The organism is Microbacterium sp. BWT-B31 (assembly GCF_041379855.1).
GTDB lineage: Bacteria > Actinomycetota > Actinomycetes > Actinomycetales > Microbacteriaceae > Microbacterium.
This window is the reverse complement of the sequence record NZ_JBFECU010000001.1, coordinates 283,455-300,010: the sequence shown is the minus strand read 5'-3', so window position 1 is coordinate 300,010 and position 16,556 is coordinate 283,455. Positions and strand designations below refer to the sequence as shown.

At 69.8% G+C, this 16,556-nt stretch carries 16 protein-coding genes; 3 read left to right on the top strand and 13 right to left on the bottom strand.

The features are described 5' to 3' along the window. Window positions 1–37: 37 nt before the first annotated feature. Window positions 38–919, top strand: coding sequence for a response regulator transcription factor (locus tag AB1K54_RS01290; RefSeq protein WP_371200880.1), 882 nt, complete (start codon window positions 38–40; stop codon window positions 917–919). A 38-nt stretch (window positions 920–957) separates the two neighbouring features. Here the strand turns inward: AB1K54_RS01290 and AB1K54_RS01285 are convergent, their stop codons facing one another. Continuing rightward, a complete protein-coding gene (locus AB1K54_RS01285) occupies window positions 958–2,463 on the bottom strand; it encodes a glycosyltransferase (RefSeq protein WP_371200879.1) in 1,506 nt (501 codons plus the stop codon). A 390-nt stretch (window positions 2,464–2,853) separates the two neighbouring features. Between AB1K54_RS01285 and AB1K54_RS01280 the strand changes: the two genes are divergently transcribed. Next, window positions 2,854–4,443: an ATP-binding protein gene (locus tag AB1K54_RS01280; protein WP_371200878.1), complete on the top strand. Its 1,590-nt coding sequence runs from the start codon at window positions 2,854–2,856 to the stop codon at window positions 4,441–4,443. Continuing rightward, the gene (locus tag AB1K54_RS01275; protein ID WP_371200877.1) at window positions 4,440–5,609 is read left to right on the top strand and encodes a hypothetical protein; all 1,170 of its coding nucleotides are present in this window, start codon (window positions 4,440–4,442) and stop codon (window positions 5,607–5,609) included. Before AB1K54_RS01280 ends, AB1K54_RS01275 begins: the two co-directional genes overlap by 4 nt. On the opposite strand, the gene AB1K54_RS01270 is transcribed toward AB1K54_RS01275, so the two are convergent. The 12 genes from AB1K54_RS01270 to AB1K54_RS01215 form a co-directional block, all read right to left on the bottom strand. After that, window positions 5,587–6,159, bottom strand: coding sequence for a hypothetical protein (locus AB1K54_RS01270; protein WP_371200876.1), 573 nt, complete (start codon window positions 6,157–6,159; stop codon window positions 5,587–5,589). The genes AB1K54_RS01275 and AB1K54_RS01270 overlap by 23 nt on opposite strands. A gap of 120 nt (window positions 6,160–6,279) precedes the next feature. Further along, a complete protein-coding gene (gene truA, locus AB1K54_RS01265; RefSeq protein WP_371200875.1) occupies window positions 6,280–7,125 on the bottom strand; it encodes a tRNA pseudouridine(38-40) synthase TruA in 846 nt (281 codons plus the stop codon). Window positions 7,126–7,193: 68 nt separating this feature from the next. After that, window positions 7,194–8,627: a mechanosensitive ion channel domain-containing protein gene (locus AB1K54_RS01260; RefSeq protein WP_371200874.1), complete on the bottom strand. Its 1,434-nt coding sequence runs from the start codon at window positions 8,625–8,627 to the stop codon at window positions 7,194–7,196. Between the two features lie 7 nt (window positions 8,628–8,634). Further along, window positions 8,635–10,809, bottom strand: a complete 2,175-nt coding sequence (locus tag AB1K54_RS01255) for an adenylate/guanylate cyclase domain-containing protein (RefSeq protein ID WP_371200873.1) — start codon at window positions 10,807–10,809, stop codon at window positions 8,635–8,637. Between the two features lie 197 nt (window positions 10,810–11,006). Then, the gene (locus AB1K54_RS01250; protein ID WP_371200872.1) at window positions 11,007–12,074 is read right to left on the bottom strand and encodes a GNAT family N-acetyltransferase; all 1,068 of its coding nucleotides are present in this window, start codon (window positions 12,072–12,074) and stop codon (window positions 11,007–11,009) included. A gap of 97 nt (window positions 12,075–12,171) precedes the next feature. Further along, window positions 12,172–12,729 carry a 50S ribosomal protein L17 gene (rplQ, locus tag AB1K54_RS01245; RefSeq protein WP_371200871.1) on the bottom strand — a complete coding sequence of 186 codons (558 nt, stop codon included), beginning with the start codon at window positions 12,727–12,729 and terminating at the stop codon, window positions 12,172–12,174. Between the two features lie 42 nt (window positions 12,730–12,771). Continuing rightward, complete coding sequence (locus AB1K54_RS01240) at window positions 12,772–13,761, bottom strand: DNA-directed RNA polymerase subunit alpha (RefSeq protein WP_371200870.1); 990 nt, start codon at window positions 13,759–13,761, stop codon at window positions 12,772–12,774. A 118-nt stretch (window positions 13,762–13,879) separates the two neighbouring features. Continuing rightward, window positions 13,880–14,278, bottom strand: a complete 399-nt coding sequence (rpsK, locus tag AB1K54_RS01235; RefSeq protein ID WP_167038520.1) for a 30S ribosomal protein S11 — start codon at window positions 14,276–14,278, stop codon at window positions 13,880–13,882. 68 nt (window positions 14,279–14,346) lie between these two features. Next, a complete protein-coding gene (rpsM, locus tag AB1K54_RS01230; RefSeq protein ID WP_371200869.1) occupies window positions 14,347–14,727 on the bottom strand; it encodes a 30S ribosomal protein S13 in 381 nt (126 codons plus the stop codon). A gap of 181 nt (window positions 14,728–14,908) precedes the next feature. After that, a complete protein-coding gene (gene rpmJ, locus AB1K54_RS01225) occupies window positions 14,909–15,025 on the bottom strand; it encodes a 50S ribosomal protein L36 (RefSeq protein WP_005050492.1) in 117 nt (38 codons plus the stop codon). A 100-nt stretch (window positions 15,026–15,125) separates the two neighbouring features. Then, window positions 15,126–15,347, bottom strand: coding sequence for a translation initiation factor IF-1 (gene infA, locus AB1K54_RS01220; protein WP_013583992.1), 222 nt, complete (start codon window positions 15,345–15,347; stop codon window positions 15,126–15,128). 165 nt (window positions 15,348–15,512) lie between these two features. Continuing rightward, window positions 15,513–16,487, bottom strand: coding sequence for a hypothetical protein (locus tag AB1K54_RS01215; protein ID WP_371200868.1), 975 nt, complete (start codon window positions 16,485–16,487; stop codon window positions 15,513–15,515). Window positions 16,488–16,556 lie beyond the last annotated feature (69 nt).

The window sequence follows — 16,556 nt, the reverse complement described above, 5'->3', positions numbered from 1 at the left end:
ATCCGATGATCCTGGTCAGGAAGAGGAACCACGCCGCATGTCCGCATCCGGGGCCGAGTCGAAGACCGCGGTCATCATCGAAGATGACCCCGAGGTCCGCAGGCTGCTCGTCGAAGTGCTCGAGGCGGCCGGGTTCTCGACGGTGTCGGTGGGCAACGGCCTCGACGGCGTGCGGGCAGTGCTCACCTACCGGCCGCTGTTGACGACACTCGACATCCACCTGCCCGGCATCGACGGGTTCGAGTCCGCACGGCGCATCCGCGCGGCATCCGACACCTACATCATCATGCTCACCGGCCTCAACGAAGAAGCGGATGTCATCACCGGCCTGAACGCGGGCGCCGACGAGTACCTCGCAAAGCCCTTCCGTCCGCGCGAGCTTCGCGCGCGCGTCGAGGCGATCACGCGGCGAGCGAGCCAGCGGGGTCAGGTCGCGCCGCCTGCCGCCACCCCCGTCCCGTCAGGACAGGGCGACGTCGGCCCGACGTTCCCCGGAGTGCGCCCCGCGGCGGCGCCGGCACCGAACGCGCCGCGCCCGGATGCCGGCCAGCAGCCGAACCACCCGGCGACGCCCGCCGCCGACGCCGAAGACGTCGGATGGCTCGTCCACCGCGACCTGCGCCTGCATCCCGACAACCGCATCGCCATGCGCGGCGACGACGAACTCGACCTCACCCGCACCGAGTTCGACCTGCTGGCGACTCTGCTGGACTCCAAGCGGCGTGTACGCAGCAAGGCCGACCTCACGCTCATGCTGCGCGGCGAATCGTACGTCACCAGCTATTTCGTCGGCGACGCCGACAAGCGTGCGGTAGAGGCGCACATGACGAACCTCCGCCGCAAGCTCGGTGACAACCCGGCGAACCCGCGCTACATCGAGACGGTGCGCGGCGTCGGCTATCGGCTGACCTCGGCCTGACGCGCGCGGCCGGCCGAGGCATCCGTCATCGGCAACCGTCACACACGGTAGCCCTGCTGGCGACGCACCAGCTTGAAGAACATGGAGAGCGTCTGCAGCACTGTGACCACACCCACGATCGGCCAGCCGATCCACAGGATCGTCGACTGCACGACCGGGCCGAGCATGCTCCAGATGACCGCGACCGCGACGAGCACCGCGACGGCCACCACCAGCGGGATCCAGTGGCCGAAGCCCGAACCGCGCTCGGCCTTGGCCTGCAGCGCCCAGTTGTCGACGCGCTTCTTCGACAGGAATCGCGACCACGACCGCACGAAGAAGCTGAGCCGCACCCACATGTAGACCTCGGCGGGCAGGAACGTGACGGCGAACAGGATGTCGCGCGCCGACCGGGTCTGTATCGTCAGCGCCATGCGCAGGTTGAGCAGCATCGCGACCGCGACCGGCAGGAGCCACCAGGGCGAGAACACGAACGCGTTGATCGACAGCGACCCCGCCAGCAGGACGAAGAACGCGAGTCGCACGAAGAGGTTCGTCGCCATGCCGAAGTTCTCGAACCAGCGCACGCGCAGGTTCGGGTGGAACGGCTGCCCCTTGGTGTCGCCGCGCTGCCCCGGCCACATGAGCTCGATCGCACCGTACGTCCACTTCACCTGCTGCGCGTCGAGCGCACGCATGGTGGTCATGCCGCCGACGTCGGCGCGGGCGAGCGGACTGATCTTGGTGAGGTAGCCGGCGCTCTTGATCTGCAGCGACAGCAGCGAGTCCTCGACCTCGCTGTCCTTCACCCATGGGGTCGACTGGCGGTTCTCGCGCATGACGTCGCGCAGCGCCTGTGTCGCGAAGATCGAGAACTGGCCGCCGAGCACGGCCATGTTCCGACCACGCAGCAGGTTGTGCAGGTTGAACGCGGCGAACTGCGCGCGCTGCCCGGCGATGAGGAATTTCGCCGCGAACCCCTTGATCGGCTTGTCGTCGATCGTATAGATCGCCGAGATGCCGCCGATGCGGGTGTCCGAGATCGCCTCGGCCTCGAGGTATTCGACGGCGCGCGGGTCGGCGACGGTGTCGCCGTCCACACCCAGCAGGAAGTCGTAGCCCTCGACGAGCGAGTAGCCGTAGTTGAGCGCGCCGACCTTCTTGTCGGGGTTCTTGCCGATGTCGTGCACGAACACCTCGGTGAACTGGTCGCCGAGGTCCGTCGTGAGCTCGTACGGGCCGGCGTAGCGCGAGGCGATCCGCACCGTCGCGTCCGACGTGTTGTTGACGACCACGTGGATCGCGTCGGGCACGCGGGTCTGGCCGAGCAGCGACTCGATCACCGCGGCGATGGTCTCCTCCTCGTTGTACGCGGGGATGACGCATCCGATCGTCGACCGGTTCGTCGCGTCCTCCTCGAGCACGGCGGTGAAGTCGTCGGCGAGGCTGTCGGCGAGGCCCTCGGCAGGGTCGGGCTCGGGGATGCGCGTTTGCGGCTCGCCGACGCCGGCCGGGCGGAAACGCTGGATGTCGGTCGTGCGGGAGTATCGGACGATGTCGTTCATGTGGCTGTCTTCGGGTCGGGGCCCACAACGGGCCGGGGCGGGTGAGGTCACGCCCCGGTCGACGTCGGGACCGAGTGTTCGGGTCGCCCGGTCTGGGGATCTGCTCGACCGGGGCTGTGACGACGCCCCGAGCCCAGGCCGAAGGGTTCGGGTCGATTCGGCCTGTGCCATCAGCCTCTCCCACCGACCGCATCACCCCCTCCAGAGGGCCAGACGCCCGACGCAAGGTATGCGCAAGGAATCCGCAAGACCGACACCGCAGACGGGGCGTCCGACGAGCGCGCTGTCGCGTGGCATCCGGCTGGCTAGACTCGGCTCAGTCGCACACCCGGGGGACGTATGGCGAACGTCAGCTTGAGCAGGCCGGATGCGCGCACGCGGTCGATCTGGATGACTCAGCTCGGCCTCGGCGCCGCCACCCTGGCCATCAACCTCCTCGTGCTCGCGATGATGCCGCAGCTGTTCACGCGATGGACCTACGCCTTCGGGTTCGTGGTGCTGGTCGTCATCACCGTCGCGACCCTCGCGCTGCCGTGGTGGAGGCTGCCGGGATGGGCGGTGACGGTGGTGCCGTTCGCCGACGCCGTCGCGATCGGCGTGCTCGCGTCGGCCTCGGGAGGGGATCCGCAGCGCGGGCTGAGCCTGCTGTGGGTGTTCCCGGTCATGTGGATCGCGATGTTCGCCTCGTGGCGGACGCTGTTCCTGATGCTCGCGACGGTCTCTGCGGCTATCGTGGTGGACTCTCTCGCGCACCCGGGCGCGTCCAACGCGCTGCGGTTCCTGATCATCCTGCTCGCCCTCGTGTTCATCGGGCTGACGGTCCACATCGCCCTGTCGAACACCCGCGCGCTGCGCAAGGTCCTCGACCGGCAGTCCGGGCGCCTCACGAAGAGCCTCGAGCGTCGCGAGGGCCAGGAGCGCCGCATCCGTGAGATCGTGAACGAGGTCGACATCGGGATCGCGCGCATCGCGGTGGGTGAGGGCATCATCAGCGCGAACGACACGTACCTGCGGCTGTACGGACTGGACCCGGCCGACCTCAGCCAGCCCGCGCGGTCGATCGACTACTCGACGCTGCGGGGCGAGCCCATCCCCCTCGATCGTCGGCCGCTCGCGCGCGCCCTGCGGGGCAGGAGCTTCCAGGATGCCGTGGTGTGGCTGTTCACCGCGGACGGGGAGTGGCGCGCCCTCTCGGTGAGCGCGTCGCGGCTCGACCGCGACGAGGGCGTCGAGAGCATGCTGCTGGTCGCACAGGACATCACAGGCATCACGATCGCCCAGCAGGAGCGCGAGCGCGCGCTGGCGTTCGCGTCGCACGAGATGAAGAGCCCCCTCACCGTCGTGTTGGGCAACGCCGAACTGGCGCTCGAGGGCGACGAGCTGAGCGACCGCACCCGCCGGCGCCTCGAGACGATCCACGACGCCGGTGAGCGCCTGCTCGAGATGGCGAGGCGGGTGCTCGCCCAAGCCCGCACCGGCGACGCCGCCTCCGCCGAGTTCGGCGTCGTCGACCTGCAGCCGATCCTGCGCGACTCGATCGCGTCGTTCCGCATGGCGGCGAACCCGCGGGCGGTGACGATCGACGATCGCAACAGCGAGCCTCTCCCGGTCCTCGGCAACGCGTTCCGACTGCGCCAGGTCGTCGACAACCTGCTCAGCAACGCCGTCAAGTACACCCCCGACGGCGGGAGTGTGAGCGTGAGCACCGCGATCGAAGGCGACGCCGTCGCGCTGACGATCGCCGACACCGGCATCGGAATAGCGGCCGAGGACCTGCCTCGCCTTTTCGACGCCTACTTCCGCGCGAGCGGTGCCGCCGAGATGGCCGGCGGCACCGGCCTGGGGCTGGTCATCACGCACCAGATCGTCGCCGAGCACCGCGGCACGCTGTCGTTCCAGAGCGAGCCCGGAGTCGGCACGACCGCGACGGTGCGTCTGCCGCGCGGAGAGCGCGACGAGGAAGGCGGGCCCCGAGCATGATCGACCTGCTGCGCGACTCGTTCCTCGAGGTGGGGTTCCTCCAGGCGGCGATCGTCACGATCGCCACCATCGTCACGATCGGCGTCGCGTTCCTCGCAAGGCCCGGCATCGGGACGCTGTACTGGACCATTGCGTTCACCCTCATCCTGCTTGCGACGTTCGGGCTGATCGCGGGGCGCCTCATCGAGTCCGACCAGGCGCGGCACGCGTCGATGGGCGTGCTCTTCAGCGGCGCCGCCTTCCTGTGGTCGGGCTTTCGCATCATGTGGCGGCGGCACCCGTTCATCTCGGTCAGCGTGGCCTTCCTCGTCGTGTCCACCGTGGCACTCATGCTCTCTGACGAGACGTCGTTCCCCTTCTTGTATCGGACCGTGTTCCTGCTCTCGTCGCTGTTCGCGGCGTTCTTCGTCCTCGACTGGACACGCCGCCGCCCGACCCGGCGCGAGGCGTGCGCGATCCCGCTGGTCGTCGCCTCGATCGTGTTCTTCGGGCTGGGCGTGCAGGGCTACGTCACGGCGCTCCTGCCCGGCACGACCCCGGCGGATCTCGAGCTGCAGCAGGTGATCGCCAGCATCACGCTGGGCGTGTACGTCATCTGCGCCGTGATCGCCGCGGTGGGCTTCACGCTGCGCGACAGCCCGCTCGCGCACCGGACGATCGTCGCCCATGAGTGGCAGCAGTTCGAGCGCGCCGCCGCCGCTCGGGTGGCTGAGGCCGAGAGCGCAGGCGACCCCGTGTCGGTCGTGTGCCTGCGACTCGACGACGACGACGAACTGCGGCAGCTGACGGGCGACGAGGCGCTGTCGGAGCTGCTGGGTCTCTTCCGGTCGACTGCCGTGGCCGGCTTCGCCGCCGACCCCCTCGTCGGGTCCCCGCGCCTCGGGACGATCGTGGTAGTCACGGCGCAGCCCGATTCGACGATGCGCGCGGCCGTCGGCAAGACCCTCGCGCGCGTACCCGCCGTCGGCACCCGCTTCTCGCCGCTGATCCACACCACCGCGAGCGCGGGATGGGCGTCCGCGGCGGCGGTGGGCTACGACCTGCGCACGCTCGTCGCCGCCGCGACGGGCGCGGCGGAGCACGCGCGGGCGAGCGGAGGCGACGCGTGGGAGTCCGTCGGCGTCGAGCGGGTCGACACGGGCGTCATCCCGCTATCGCGATGGTGAGGGTGTCGGATGTCGCCTGCTTGGCGTAGTCGGTCGAGGTCGGCGTCGCCTGCACGAGGAAGTCGTACGTGAACTGCACCGCGACCGACACGGTCTCATCCGGCACTTGGCCGATGCGGAAGGTCTGCGAGTAGCTGTAGGGCGACAGCACGAGATAGCCGGGGCTCACCGTCGCGGTGTCGGTCTGCGCGTCAAGGGCGGTGAGCGGTCCGGACGTCGACGAGGGCACGGCGATCATCGTGACGCGCTGCAGGTACACCTTCTGCCCGTCATCCGGCGTGACCGTCGTCGTCAGCGAGAGGGTGACCGGCTTGATCGCGCTTGCGGTCCACTTGTCCATCGACAGATCGGACCAGTAGTCGACCGTCGCGGTCACGGCTCCGGCGGTGAGGGTGCGCTGCGTCGAGCCGGTCGAGAGGTCGTTGGGCACGGGGGTCGGTACGCCCGTCGACGCGCTCGAGGTCGGCGAGGCGGTCGGGTCGTCCCACGGCGCTGGTCCGCAGCCCGCCAGGGCTGTCATGACGGCGGATGCCACGACCACCGCGGCCACCCGACGCCTCTTCGTGTGCATCCATCCCCCCGGACCTGACGTGCCCGGAGGCCCGACGCGGTCAGTCTAGCCACGTGTGCGCACGGTGTCTGTGCATCCGGCCTCACGCGCCCGTGCGCGTCATTCGCTGTCGCGTCGTGCCCGCGTCTGCTCGGCGCGGGCAGCCAGCAGATCGTCGGCCGGATACCCGACCGCCGTGAGGGTGAGCCCGCGGGCGGCCAGCACCGTGAAGTCGCTCGTGCGCAGACCCTCGTCGCGGATCGCCGCGAGATCGGCGATGTCGAGGCGCCCCTGGCCGACCGCGACGCAGCCCCCGACGAGCGCGCGCACCATGCTGTGGCAGAACGCGTCGGCCTTGACGTTCGCGACGAGCACCCCCTCGGCGTCGCGGTGCCAGTCGTACTCGAGGAGCGTGCGGATGGTCGTTGCCTCGTCGCGCGGCTTGCAGTAGGCGGCGAAGTCGTGAAGGCCCGTGAGGGTGCGGGCCGCGGCATCCATCGCCTGCTCGTCGAGGTGTGCCCGCACGGTCGTGGTGCGCGCCCGCTCGAGCGGGTCGTAGCCCGTCGTCTGGTCGGCGATGCGGTACGAGTACCGTCGCCACACGGCCGAGAAGCGCGCGTCGAAGCCCTCGGGCGCAAGCGCCGTGCGATGCACCGTCACATCGGCGTACGCGCCCAGCACGCCGCGCAGGCGCCCGGCGAGCGTCGCGACCGGATCGGTGTGGCCGTTCCGGCCCGGGCGGCTGTCGAGGCGCCGCCGCTGCTCGTCGTCGAGGTCGAGGTGCGCGACCTGGCCGCTGGCGTGCACGCCCGCGTCGGTGCGCCCGGCGACCACCAGCCGCGGGTCCCCGCCCAGCACGCGCTGCAGCGCGCCCTCGAGCGCCCCCTGCACCGTGCGCAGCCCCGGCTGTCGGGCCCATCCGCGGAAGTTCGTGCCGTCGTAGGCGATGTCGAGGCGGATCCGCACGCAACCAGCCTATTGCGGCCGCTCGCGGCGCGCGCTTCTCGGCGACTCGCCGAGAAGGACGGCACTCCTCAGCCGAGCACGCGCCGGGTCAGCGGCATCCGCTCGCCGACGGCGGCCATCGCGGCCCTGGCCTGCTGCAGCCGGTTCTCGTTCTCGCGCACGATCTCACGGGCGACAGACGGATGCGTGCGCACGATGTCGTCGAGCACCGCGACCGGCAGCACCACGCAGTCGACCTCGCTCGTGGCGACCGCGCGCGAGATCGTCTGCGTGCGCGACAGCGCGGTAAGGCCCACCGCGTCGCCCGGCCCCAGCTGCGTCACCTGCACGAAGCCCTGTTCTTCGGTGGGGATGCCGAGCGTGACGGTGCCCTCAACGATGAAGCGGGTCTCGGTGGGGACCATGCCCGGCCGCAGCAGCGACTCGCCCACGCAGTAGCGCTCCAGCCGCGCCTTGCCGGCGAGCGCGTCAGTTTCGCCCGCCTTGAGGCTGAGAGCCGGACCGACCCGGCGCAGGGCGTCCTGCAGACGGCCGGGCGTGTGCCAGATGTCGGTGATGTCGCCGTCGAGGTGCAGTCCCACCCGCCGCGCGGCGTACCAGACGCGCGTGTGGAAGGCGTTCAGCACCGCGAAGCGGTCGCCGGGGCTGCGCAGCGGGATCCACACCGCGTAGCGCGACCCCGGCAGCGCCGACGCATAGGGCTCGGCATCTTCCGACACGAGCGAGATGTCGCGCGCCACCTGCACCAGAAGATCCCGCACCCGGCCCGGCGGGTCGTCGGTGGCGAAGAGCAACTCCGCCCCCGCCTCGTACGGCGACGAGCTGCGCGTCAGGTTCAGGAACGAGCCGCCCGCCAGCTCCGACGTCGGAATCACCAGGATGCCGTTGCCGGTGTCCAGGTGCACCGCGCGCCAGTTCACCTCGACGACCTTGCCGCGCTCGTCGCCCGTCTCGATCCAGTCCCCCAGCTCGAACGGCGACTCGAAGATGAGGAACAGTCCCGACACCACAGACCCGACCGCGTTCTGCAGCGCCAGGCCCACGACGATGGACGTGATGCCCAGCGCCGCGAAGACGCCCGCGACGTCGGCATCCCACACCCACCAGAAGACGGCCGCGATGCCCAGCACGATCAGCACGAACCGGATCAGGTCGCTGAAGATCGTGGGGAACCGGTCGCGCCACGACCCCTTCTCGGCCCGGTGGAACACCAGGTGGTTGATCGCGTTGATCGTCACGACGATCACCAGCAGCCCGAAGATCGTCCAGATCACGCGCGGCCACGTGCCCTCGCCCTGCCACGCCCCCGGCTGGCTGATCAGCACCAGCACGCCCGCGACCGGCACGAGGTAGTTGCGCACCAGCAGCACGATCGGCGCGGCGCGGCTGCCCCGGCGGGCGAGGGCGTTGTGGAACTCGGTCAGCCCGATGAGAACGAGCGGCAGGCCCACCGAGACGATGACGGCGGGCCAGAACCACGGCTGCGAGACGATGTCGGCCACGGATGCCTCACCCCCGCGCCGCCGAGCCGGGACTGTCGACCCGCCACACGCGCTGCGGCCCGCTCTGCGTCTCGAGGTCTCCGGCGGGCGTGAGCGAGATCATGTCCGGCAGCCGCTCGGCGACGCGCTCGGTCACGTAGATGCCCGGCTCCGCCGAATCGCCCTGCACGCGGAACGCGAGGTTGACCGCATCCCCCCACATGTCGTAGACGACCCGTGCACGACCGATCAGGCCGCTGGAGACCCTCCCCGAGTCCAGGCCCGCGCGCAGGTGCAGGTCGACGCCCTGCTGCGTGGAGTACCGCTCGAGGATCGAGTCCAGTTCGAGCGCGAACTCGACGGCGCGGCGCGCGTTGTCCACGCGGGGGTTGGCAAGCCCCACGCTCGCGAGGTAGCCCTGGCGCGTCGTGCGCACGCGCTCCACGCCGTACTTCTCGGCGGCCTCGTCGAATGCGCGGATGATGTCGTTCAGTCGCGAGACGGCTTCTTCTGAGCTGAGAGCGAGTGCGAGCTGCTCGAAGCCCACGATGTCGGCGAACACCACGGTCACATCGTCGCTGTCCTGCGTGATCGCCTCGTCGCCGTGGCGGTAGCGGCTGGCCATTCCCTCGGGCATGAACGACAGGATGAGCTGCTCGTTGGCGCGCTCCTGCTCGTCGATGAGGTGCGACTTGACCTGCAGGCTCCGGCTCATGTCGTTGAAGGCGCGCGCGACGTCGGCGAGCTCGTCGCTGGAACCCGCGTCGACCTGCACGCCCTCCTCGCCCGCGGCGATGCGCTGCGCGGCCTCCTTCAGGCGCCGCAGCGGCCGCACGAACACCTGCGCCAGCACGAGCGACAGCAGGCACACGAAGATGATCATGCCCGCCGTCGAGAGGATGAGGTTGCGCGTGAAGTCCTCGACGGGCAGCATCGCCTCCTGCGAGGTCTCCTGAGCGACGATGGCCCAGTTGAGCCCCTCGACGTTGAGCGGCCCGTACGCGGTGAGCGCGTCGCGGCCGAGGTAGTCCCGCTCGAGCAGCGTGCCGCTCTCGCCCGCGAACGCGCGCCGCACCGCGTCGCTGGCGACCGTCTGCTGCAGCAGCGTGTTGCCGTTGTGCACGCTCAGCGCGGCCGCCGCCGGCGACAGGCCCGCGGCGATCGCGTTCGCCTCGTACGCCCCGGGGTCGTCCTGCAGCTGGCGCGAGATCGACCTCATGAGACCGTCCCGGCCGACCAGGTAGGTCTCGCCGGTGCTGCCGAGACCGTTGATCGCGAAGTCGCCGTCGACGGTCATGACGCTGTTGATGCGGTCGATGGGAAGCTCCACCGCGAGCGCGCCGATGACCTCTCCGTCCACCGCGATCGGGGTGACCGCCCAGCCTGCGGGGCTGCCGAGGCTCGGGCTGTACGAGGCGAAATCCGCGATGACGACCTCGCCGACGATGTTGCGCGTCATCGCCTGACGGTAGGCGTCGGCGAGGTTCGAGAGTCGGTACGGGCCCTCCAGCAGGTTCGTGCCGAGGTCCACGCCCTTGAACGCCGAGTACACGACGTTGCCGTCGGTGTCGATCATGAGCACGTCCTCGAAGTCGTGCAGCTCGGTCATCGCGCGGAAGTACGCGTGGAAGCGCGAGTGCGCCGCCGACCACGCGCTGCCGTCTCCGGCGTCGTCGCTCTCGATCGCGTCCTCCCACGACGCGAACGGGATCACGTAGTGGTACTGCAGGTAGCGCTGCGCATCGTCGCGCGGCTCGAACGCCGAGCCGTCGACGCTCTGGCCGGTCGCCTCGGCCAGGTCGGTGGCGAAGCTGTCGGCGTAGTACCGCTTCAGAGCAGCCGATGCCGCGGCATCCAGTCTCTGGCTCTCGAGCTGGGCGAACCCGGCCGTGAAATCCCGCGCCGCCTGCGTGCTCGTCTCGTTGAGCGCCCCCAGCCGCACCGTGTTCTCGATGTTGCCGAACAGCTGGGACACCTCGCGCGCGCGGTTCTCGCGGATCTCGACGAGCTTCTCGTACGCGATCGCCCGCAGCGCCTCGGTGCCGTTGACGTAGCCGATGATGCCCACGACGATGCTCGACAAGACGCTCACCGACAGCAGCATGATCAGCAGCAGCGAGTAGATCGACAGCCCGGCGCGCCGACGCGACTTCGGGGTTCCCACCCACCCGGTGGCGCCCGCGCCTGCGCTCGACTCCGACATCGCCTGCTCCCCCACGACGGCCCGCTGCCGATTCCCGCGAGAAACCCCAGCCCCCGAGGCAATTCCGGGGTGCGCCCATGGTACGCCGCGCGCCCGCCCGCGAGATAGAGGCTTGCCCGCGCTACCCGCGGCTCACGCGTCCCGCGGGTGGGTCGTGCGGGCCCCGCCTGCGGTGAGCAGCGCCCGGCCGGCGACGGTCAGTACCGGCGGACCAGCGCGACCACCCGCTCGGTCGGCGCGAAACCGAGCGCCCCGTACAGGCTGTTCGCACCGGTCGGGCTCTCGGTGTCGACGTCCAGCACGGCCTTGTCGAGCCCCGCGTCGCGCGCGGCCTGCAGCAGAGCGGTGATGACCGCCGGGGCGAGGCGGCGGCCGCGGCGGTCGCGCGTGACGCCGATGAGGTCGATGTACACGCTGGTGTAGCCCTGCGCCGCCCAGTCCTCCTCGTTCACCGAGCCGAGCGCGAGCGCGACCACGCGGTCGCCCTCGGTCGCGACCCGGCTCAGGTCGGGGCGCAGGAAGGGGCCTTCGGCGAAGTGGTCCCAGCGCTCAGGCGGCGTCTCGAGGCTCCCCCAGTGGTCGCGGAACGCGTCGTTGCGGGCGACCCGCGTCGCCTCCTTGAGCGCGGGCTCGTACGCGCAGATCACCGCGTCGCCGGATGCCTCGACCGTCGGGATCTCGACCGCGAGGTCGCGCACCATGGTGGTGAACCACCGCTCGGGCGCGAACCCGCGGCGCTCGGCGAGGTGCTGCAGGGCGACGTCGCCCTCCTCGGCGTATGCGAACACCGCGGCGGGCACCGCGAGGTCGAGCTCGGCGAGCGCCTGGAGCGCCCGCTCCTCCTCCCACCGCAGCACCTCGCGTCCGAGGCCGCGCCCGCGCACCTCGGGGTGCACGCGGCCGGTCAGGTACACGTGCGCATGCACGTCGCGGGACGGGTGCACGATGATGCCGCCGATCGCGACCAGCCGGCCGTCGCCGTCGAACCCGAGCAGGGTGTCCCACGCGGGGTCGATCCACGACGCGTCGAACACCTCCTCGATCTCGTCGCGCGGAGTGAACCAGCTCGGGTGGTCGACGCGGTCGCACGCGCGGGTCAGCTCGACGATCGCCTCGAGGTCATCTCGTGCGGCGGCACGCCACGTCGAGACTTCCGGATGCCGCGGCACCGCGGGCTCGCGCACGTCGCCGAGCCTCTCGCTCAGGCGGGGCGGTGCCGGGGCGGCGTCGCCGGTGTCGCGGGGTTCGTGGGCGTCGACGGTCATCCGCTCACCCTACGCGGTGGCGGGGTCCCCCGAAAACGTTCAGACCCGCGTGCCCCGAAGGGCACGCGGGTCTGAACGTGCAGTGATTGCGAGGTGATTACGCCTTCTCGGCCTCGGCCTCGGCGTCCTCGGCGACGGCCTCAGCGGCGGCGCCCTCCTCGGGCGACTCGACGCCGGTCTCGGCAGCCTCGTCGACGGTCTGCTCGGCGGCCGCCTCCTCGACCGGCGCCTCGTCGGCGACCGGCGCGGCCTCGGCGGCGGGAGCGGCCTTCTTGGCAGCCTTCGCCTTCGGGGCGACCGGCTCGAGGACGAGCTCGATCACGGCCATCGGCGCGTTGTCGCCCTTGCGGTTGCCGACCTTGGTGATGCGGGTGTAGCCGCCCTCGCGGTCCGCGACCAGCGGTGCGATCTCGGTGAACAGGACGTGCACGACTTCCTTGTCACCGATGACCGACAGCACGCGACGACGCGCGTGCAGGTCGCCGCGCTTGGCGAACGTGATGAGGCGCTCGGCGAGCGGACGCAGGCGCTTGGCCTTGGTCTCGGTCGTCTTGATCGACTTGTGCGTGAACAGCGCAGCGGCGAGGTTCGCAAGCAGCAGGCGCTCGTGGGCGGGACCGCCGCCGAGGCGGGGACCCTTCGTGGGCTTGGGCATTCTCAGTTACTCCAGGATGAATTCGGTCGGGGGGATGCCGGCTCAGACGGTCTCGTCGTCGTAGCCGCCGTAGAAGTGCGCACCGTCGAACCCGGGCACCGAGTCCTTCAGCGACAGGCCGAGCGAGACGAGCTTGTCGCGCACCTCGTCGACCGACTTCTGACCGAAGTTGCGGATGTTCATGAGCTGCGTCTCCGACAGGGCGACCAGCTCCGACACGGTGTTGATGCCTTCGCGCTTGAGGCAGTTGTACGAGCGGACCGACAGGTCGAGGTCCTCGATCGGCATCGACAGCTCGTTCGAGAGGACCGTTTCGACCGGCGCGGGGCCGATCTCGATGCCCTCGGCCTCGACGTTCAGCTCACGGGCGAGTCCGAACAGCTCGGTGAGGGTGCGACCGGCCGACGCGACAGCGTCGCGCGGTGCGATCGAGGGCTTGGTCTCGACGTCCAGCACGAGCTTGTCGAAGTCGGTGCGCTCGCCGGCACGCGTCGCATCGACGCGGTACGAGACCTTGAGCACCGGCGAGTAGATCGAGTCGATGGGAACCTGACCGGCCTCGGCGTACTCGTTGCGGTTCTGCGTGGCCGAGACGTAGCCGCGGCCGCGCTCGATGGTGAGCTCGAGCTCGAACTTGGCGGTGTCGTTCAGGGTCGCGATGACCAGTTCGGGGTTGTGCACCTCGACACCCGCGGGGGCGGAGATGTCGGCCGCGGTGACCTCGCCGGCGCCCGTCTTGCGCAGGTACGCGGTGATGGGCTCGTCGCGCTCGCTGGAGACGACCAGCTGCTTGATGTTGAGGATGATCTCGGTGACATCCTCTTTCACACCCGGGATGGTGCTGAACTCGTGGAGGACGCCGTCGATGCGGATCGACGTGACCGCGGCGCCGGGGATCGACGACAGGAGGCTGCGACGCAGCGCGTTGCCGATCGTGTAGCCGAAGCCGGGCTCGAGCGGCTCGATGACGAAGCGGCTGCGGAACTCCCCGATCTTCTCCTCGTTCAGGGTGGGACGCTGTGCGATGAGCACTATGGGTTCCTTTCGATCACGTGCCCGCTATATGACACGTGCGGTGAATGGGTATTGAGTTTTGGTCAGCGGATGCCGGGACCGCCGCGCGTCGCGCGGGGCCCCGGCGTCCGTCGAATCAGACGCGGCGACGCTTGGGCGGACGGCAGCCGTTGTGGGCCTGCGGCGTCACGTCCTGGATCGAGCCCACCTCGAGGCCGGCGGCCTGCAGCGAGCGGATCGCGGTCTCGCGGCCCGAACCCGGACCCTTCACGAAGACGTCGACCTTCTTGACGCCGTGCTCCTGCGCCTGGCGGGCAGCGGACTCCGCGGCCATGCCGGCGGCATAGGGCGTCGACTTGCGCGAGCCCTTGAAGCCCACGCCACCCGACGACGCCCAGCTGATGACGGCGCCCGACGGGTCGGTGATCGAGACGATCGTGTTGTTGAACGTCGACTTGATGTGGGCCTGGCCCAGCGCGATGTTCTTCTTCTCCTTGCGGCGCGGCTTGCGCGCGGCGGACTTGGCCTGTGCCATGTGCTTCTCCTAGAAATCGGTGGTCGAGTGCCGAGGCGGAGCCTCGGCGTATCGAGACCGGGCCCGCGTTACTTGCGGCCGGCCTTCTTCTTGCCGGCGACCGTGCGCTTGGGGCCCTTGCGGGTGCGCGCGTTCGTCTTCGTGCGCTGACCGCGCACCGGGAGGCCACGGCGGTGGCGGATGCCCTCGTACGAGCCGATCTCGACCTTGCGGCGGATGTCGGCGGCCACCTCGCGGCGGAGGTCGCCCTCAACCTTGAAGTTCGCGTCGATGTAGTCGCGCAGGGAGATCAGCTGGTCGTCGCTGAGGTCCTTCACGCGGATGTTCTCGTCGATCGAGGTCGACTTGAGGATCTCGGTCGAGCGGGTACGGCCGATGCCGTAGATGTAGGTAAGTGCGATCACCACGCGCTTGTCGCGCGGGATGTCGACGCCGGCAAGACGTGCCATGCGGCTCTCCTAGGAGTGAGTGGAGGTGTGGAGCAGGATCGGTGCCCGGGCCTCCGCCCCGGGGTGTCCCCGATCGGTGATCGAGTGCCGGCGAAGCCGACGTATCGAGATCGGTTCTGATCCTGCCGTTCGTGTGTATTCAGTTATGGGTTCGCAGGGACGCCGCGTCGCGGCATCCGAGTCAGCCCTGGCGCTGCTTGTGGCGCGGGTTCGACTTGCAGATGACCATCACGCGGCCGTGGCGGCGGATCACCTTGCAGTGGTCGCAGATGGGCTTGACCGAGGGGTTGACCTTCATGATTCTCTTTCGCTGTCTTCGCCGGGCCGCTCCGGTGATCGAGTGCCGCGCGCAGCGCGGTGTATCGAGATCGGGGCGGGGGCGTTACTTCTCGACCGGTCTAGCGGTAGCGGTAGACGATGCGGCCGCGGGTGAGGTCGTAGGGGCTGAGCTCCACGACCACGCGGTCCTCGGGGATGATGCGGATGTAGTTCTGTCGCATCTTGCCCGAGATCGTGGCAAGCACTTTGTGTCCGTTGGTGAGCTCGACGCGGAACATCGCGTTGGGAAGAGCCTCGGACACCGTGCCTTCGATCTCGATGACACCGTCTTTCTTTGCCATAGCCTCGCTGACGCTTGTGCAGACCGGTCGGTCTGCGGTGGATGGGATGCGGTGCGGCGACACGCCAATAAAGGCGCAACGCACCAAAGGTCAACTATACGTGATAGGGAATGCCCCCGGCAACTCGCCGGGGGCATTCCCAGAACAGCGGGAGCTGCTCGCGTGTTACGCGCGGATGCGGCGCCAGATGAACAGCGCGGCTCCGATCAGCGTGATCACGCCGGCGCCGATCGGGACGATCGGGTTGACCGCACCGCCACCGGTCGCCGGAAGCGAGCCGGTCGGGGCTGCGCCGCCGGTCGGCGTGCCCGCCGACGCGGGGTCGTTCCCGACCTCCACGTCGTCGGCGCAGTCCTGGCCCTCGCAGTCCTCGGCGAGCGGGTCGAGCTGGCCGGGGTCATCGCACTCGGTCAGGTCGGCCCTCCACACGTCCTCGGCATCCTGCGGGAACGCATAGCCCTCGGCCGGAACCGCCCAGATGTAGGCGAAGTCGTCCTCTGAGGCTTCCTCCCAGATGACTGTGTCGGAGTCCACGTGCCACCAGCCCTCCTCGCACGTCCACACCGGGGCCTCCGGCGTGATCTCGACCACCGTTGGGGCGCACGGCTCGCCCGAGTCCGAATCCGACCATTCGGTCTGCGCCTCGTCCGGGAAGGAGTACCCCTCGGCAGGCGATGCGGTGGCGGTCACGACGCCCTCGTCGTTGGTGGCGGACTCCCAGACCACACCGTCTTGCTCGGCGGGCGTCCACGAGGCGTTGTCCGGCCCGCACGGGTCGTCCCAGAGCGGCGCGGCGGGGACGACCACGGTTGTCGCCTCCTGCTCGCAGGTCACCGGCTCGACAGCCGGCCGCGCCTCGACGTCGACGTGCTTCTGCGTCGTCCCCGTGCGGTAGTAGAGCGTCCAGTTGTAGATGTCGAGTGGCCCCTTGTCGGAGTGGGACCACCGGCCCTGGCTGCCCCTGACCGGCATGTACCAGTAGTCGGTGTGGCTGACCTCTGCGACCGCAGGGCTCCCCGGCGACGGAACGCATTCCACCACTTCGACCGGTGCCGCCGACGCGGGCGCAACCGCCACGAGAGGTGCCAGCACCAGTCCTGCGGCGACGGCGAGCGCGACTATCGTCTTGTTCTTCTTCATTCAATCCCCTTCATCGGGTCGAGCCGGAGTCGCCAGCGACTCCGGCCTTCTTCGTGCGCGCCGAACGTC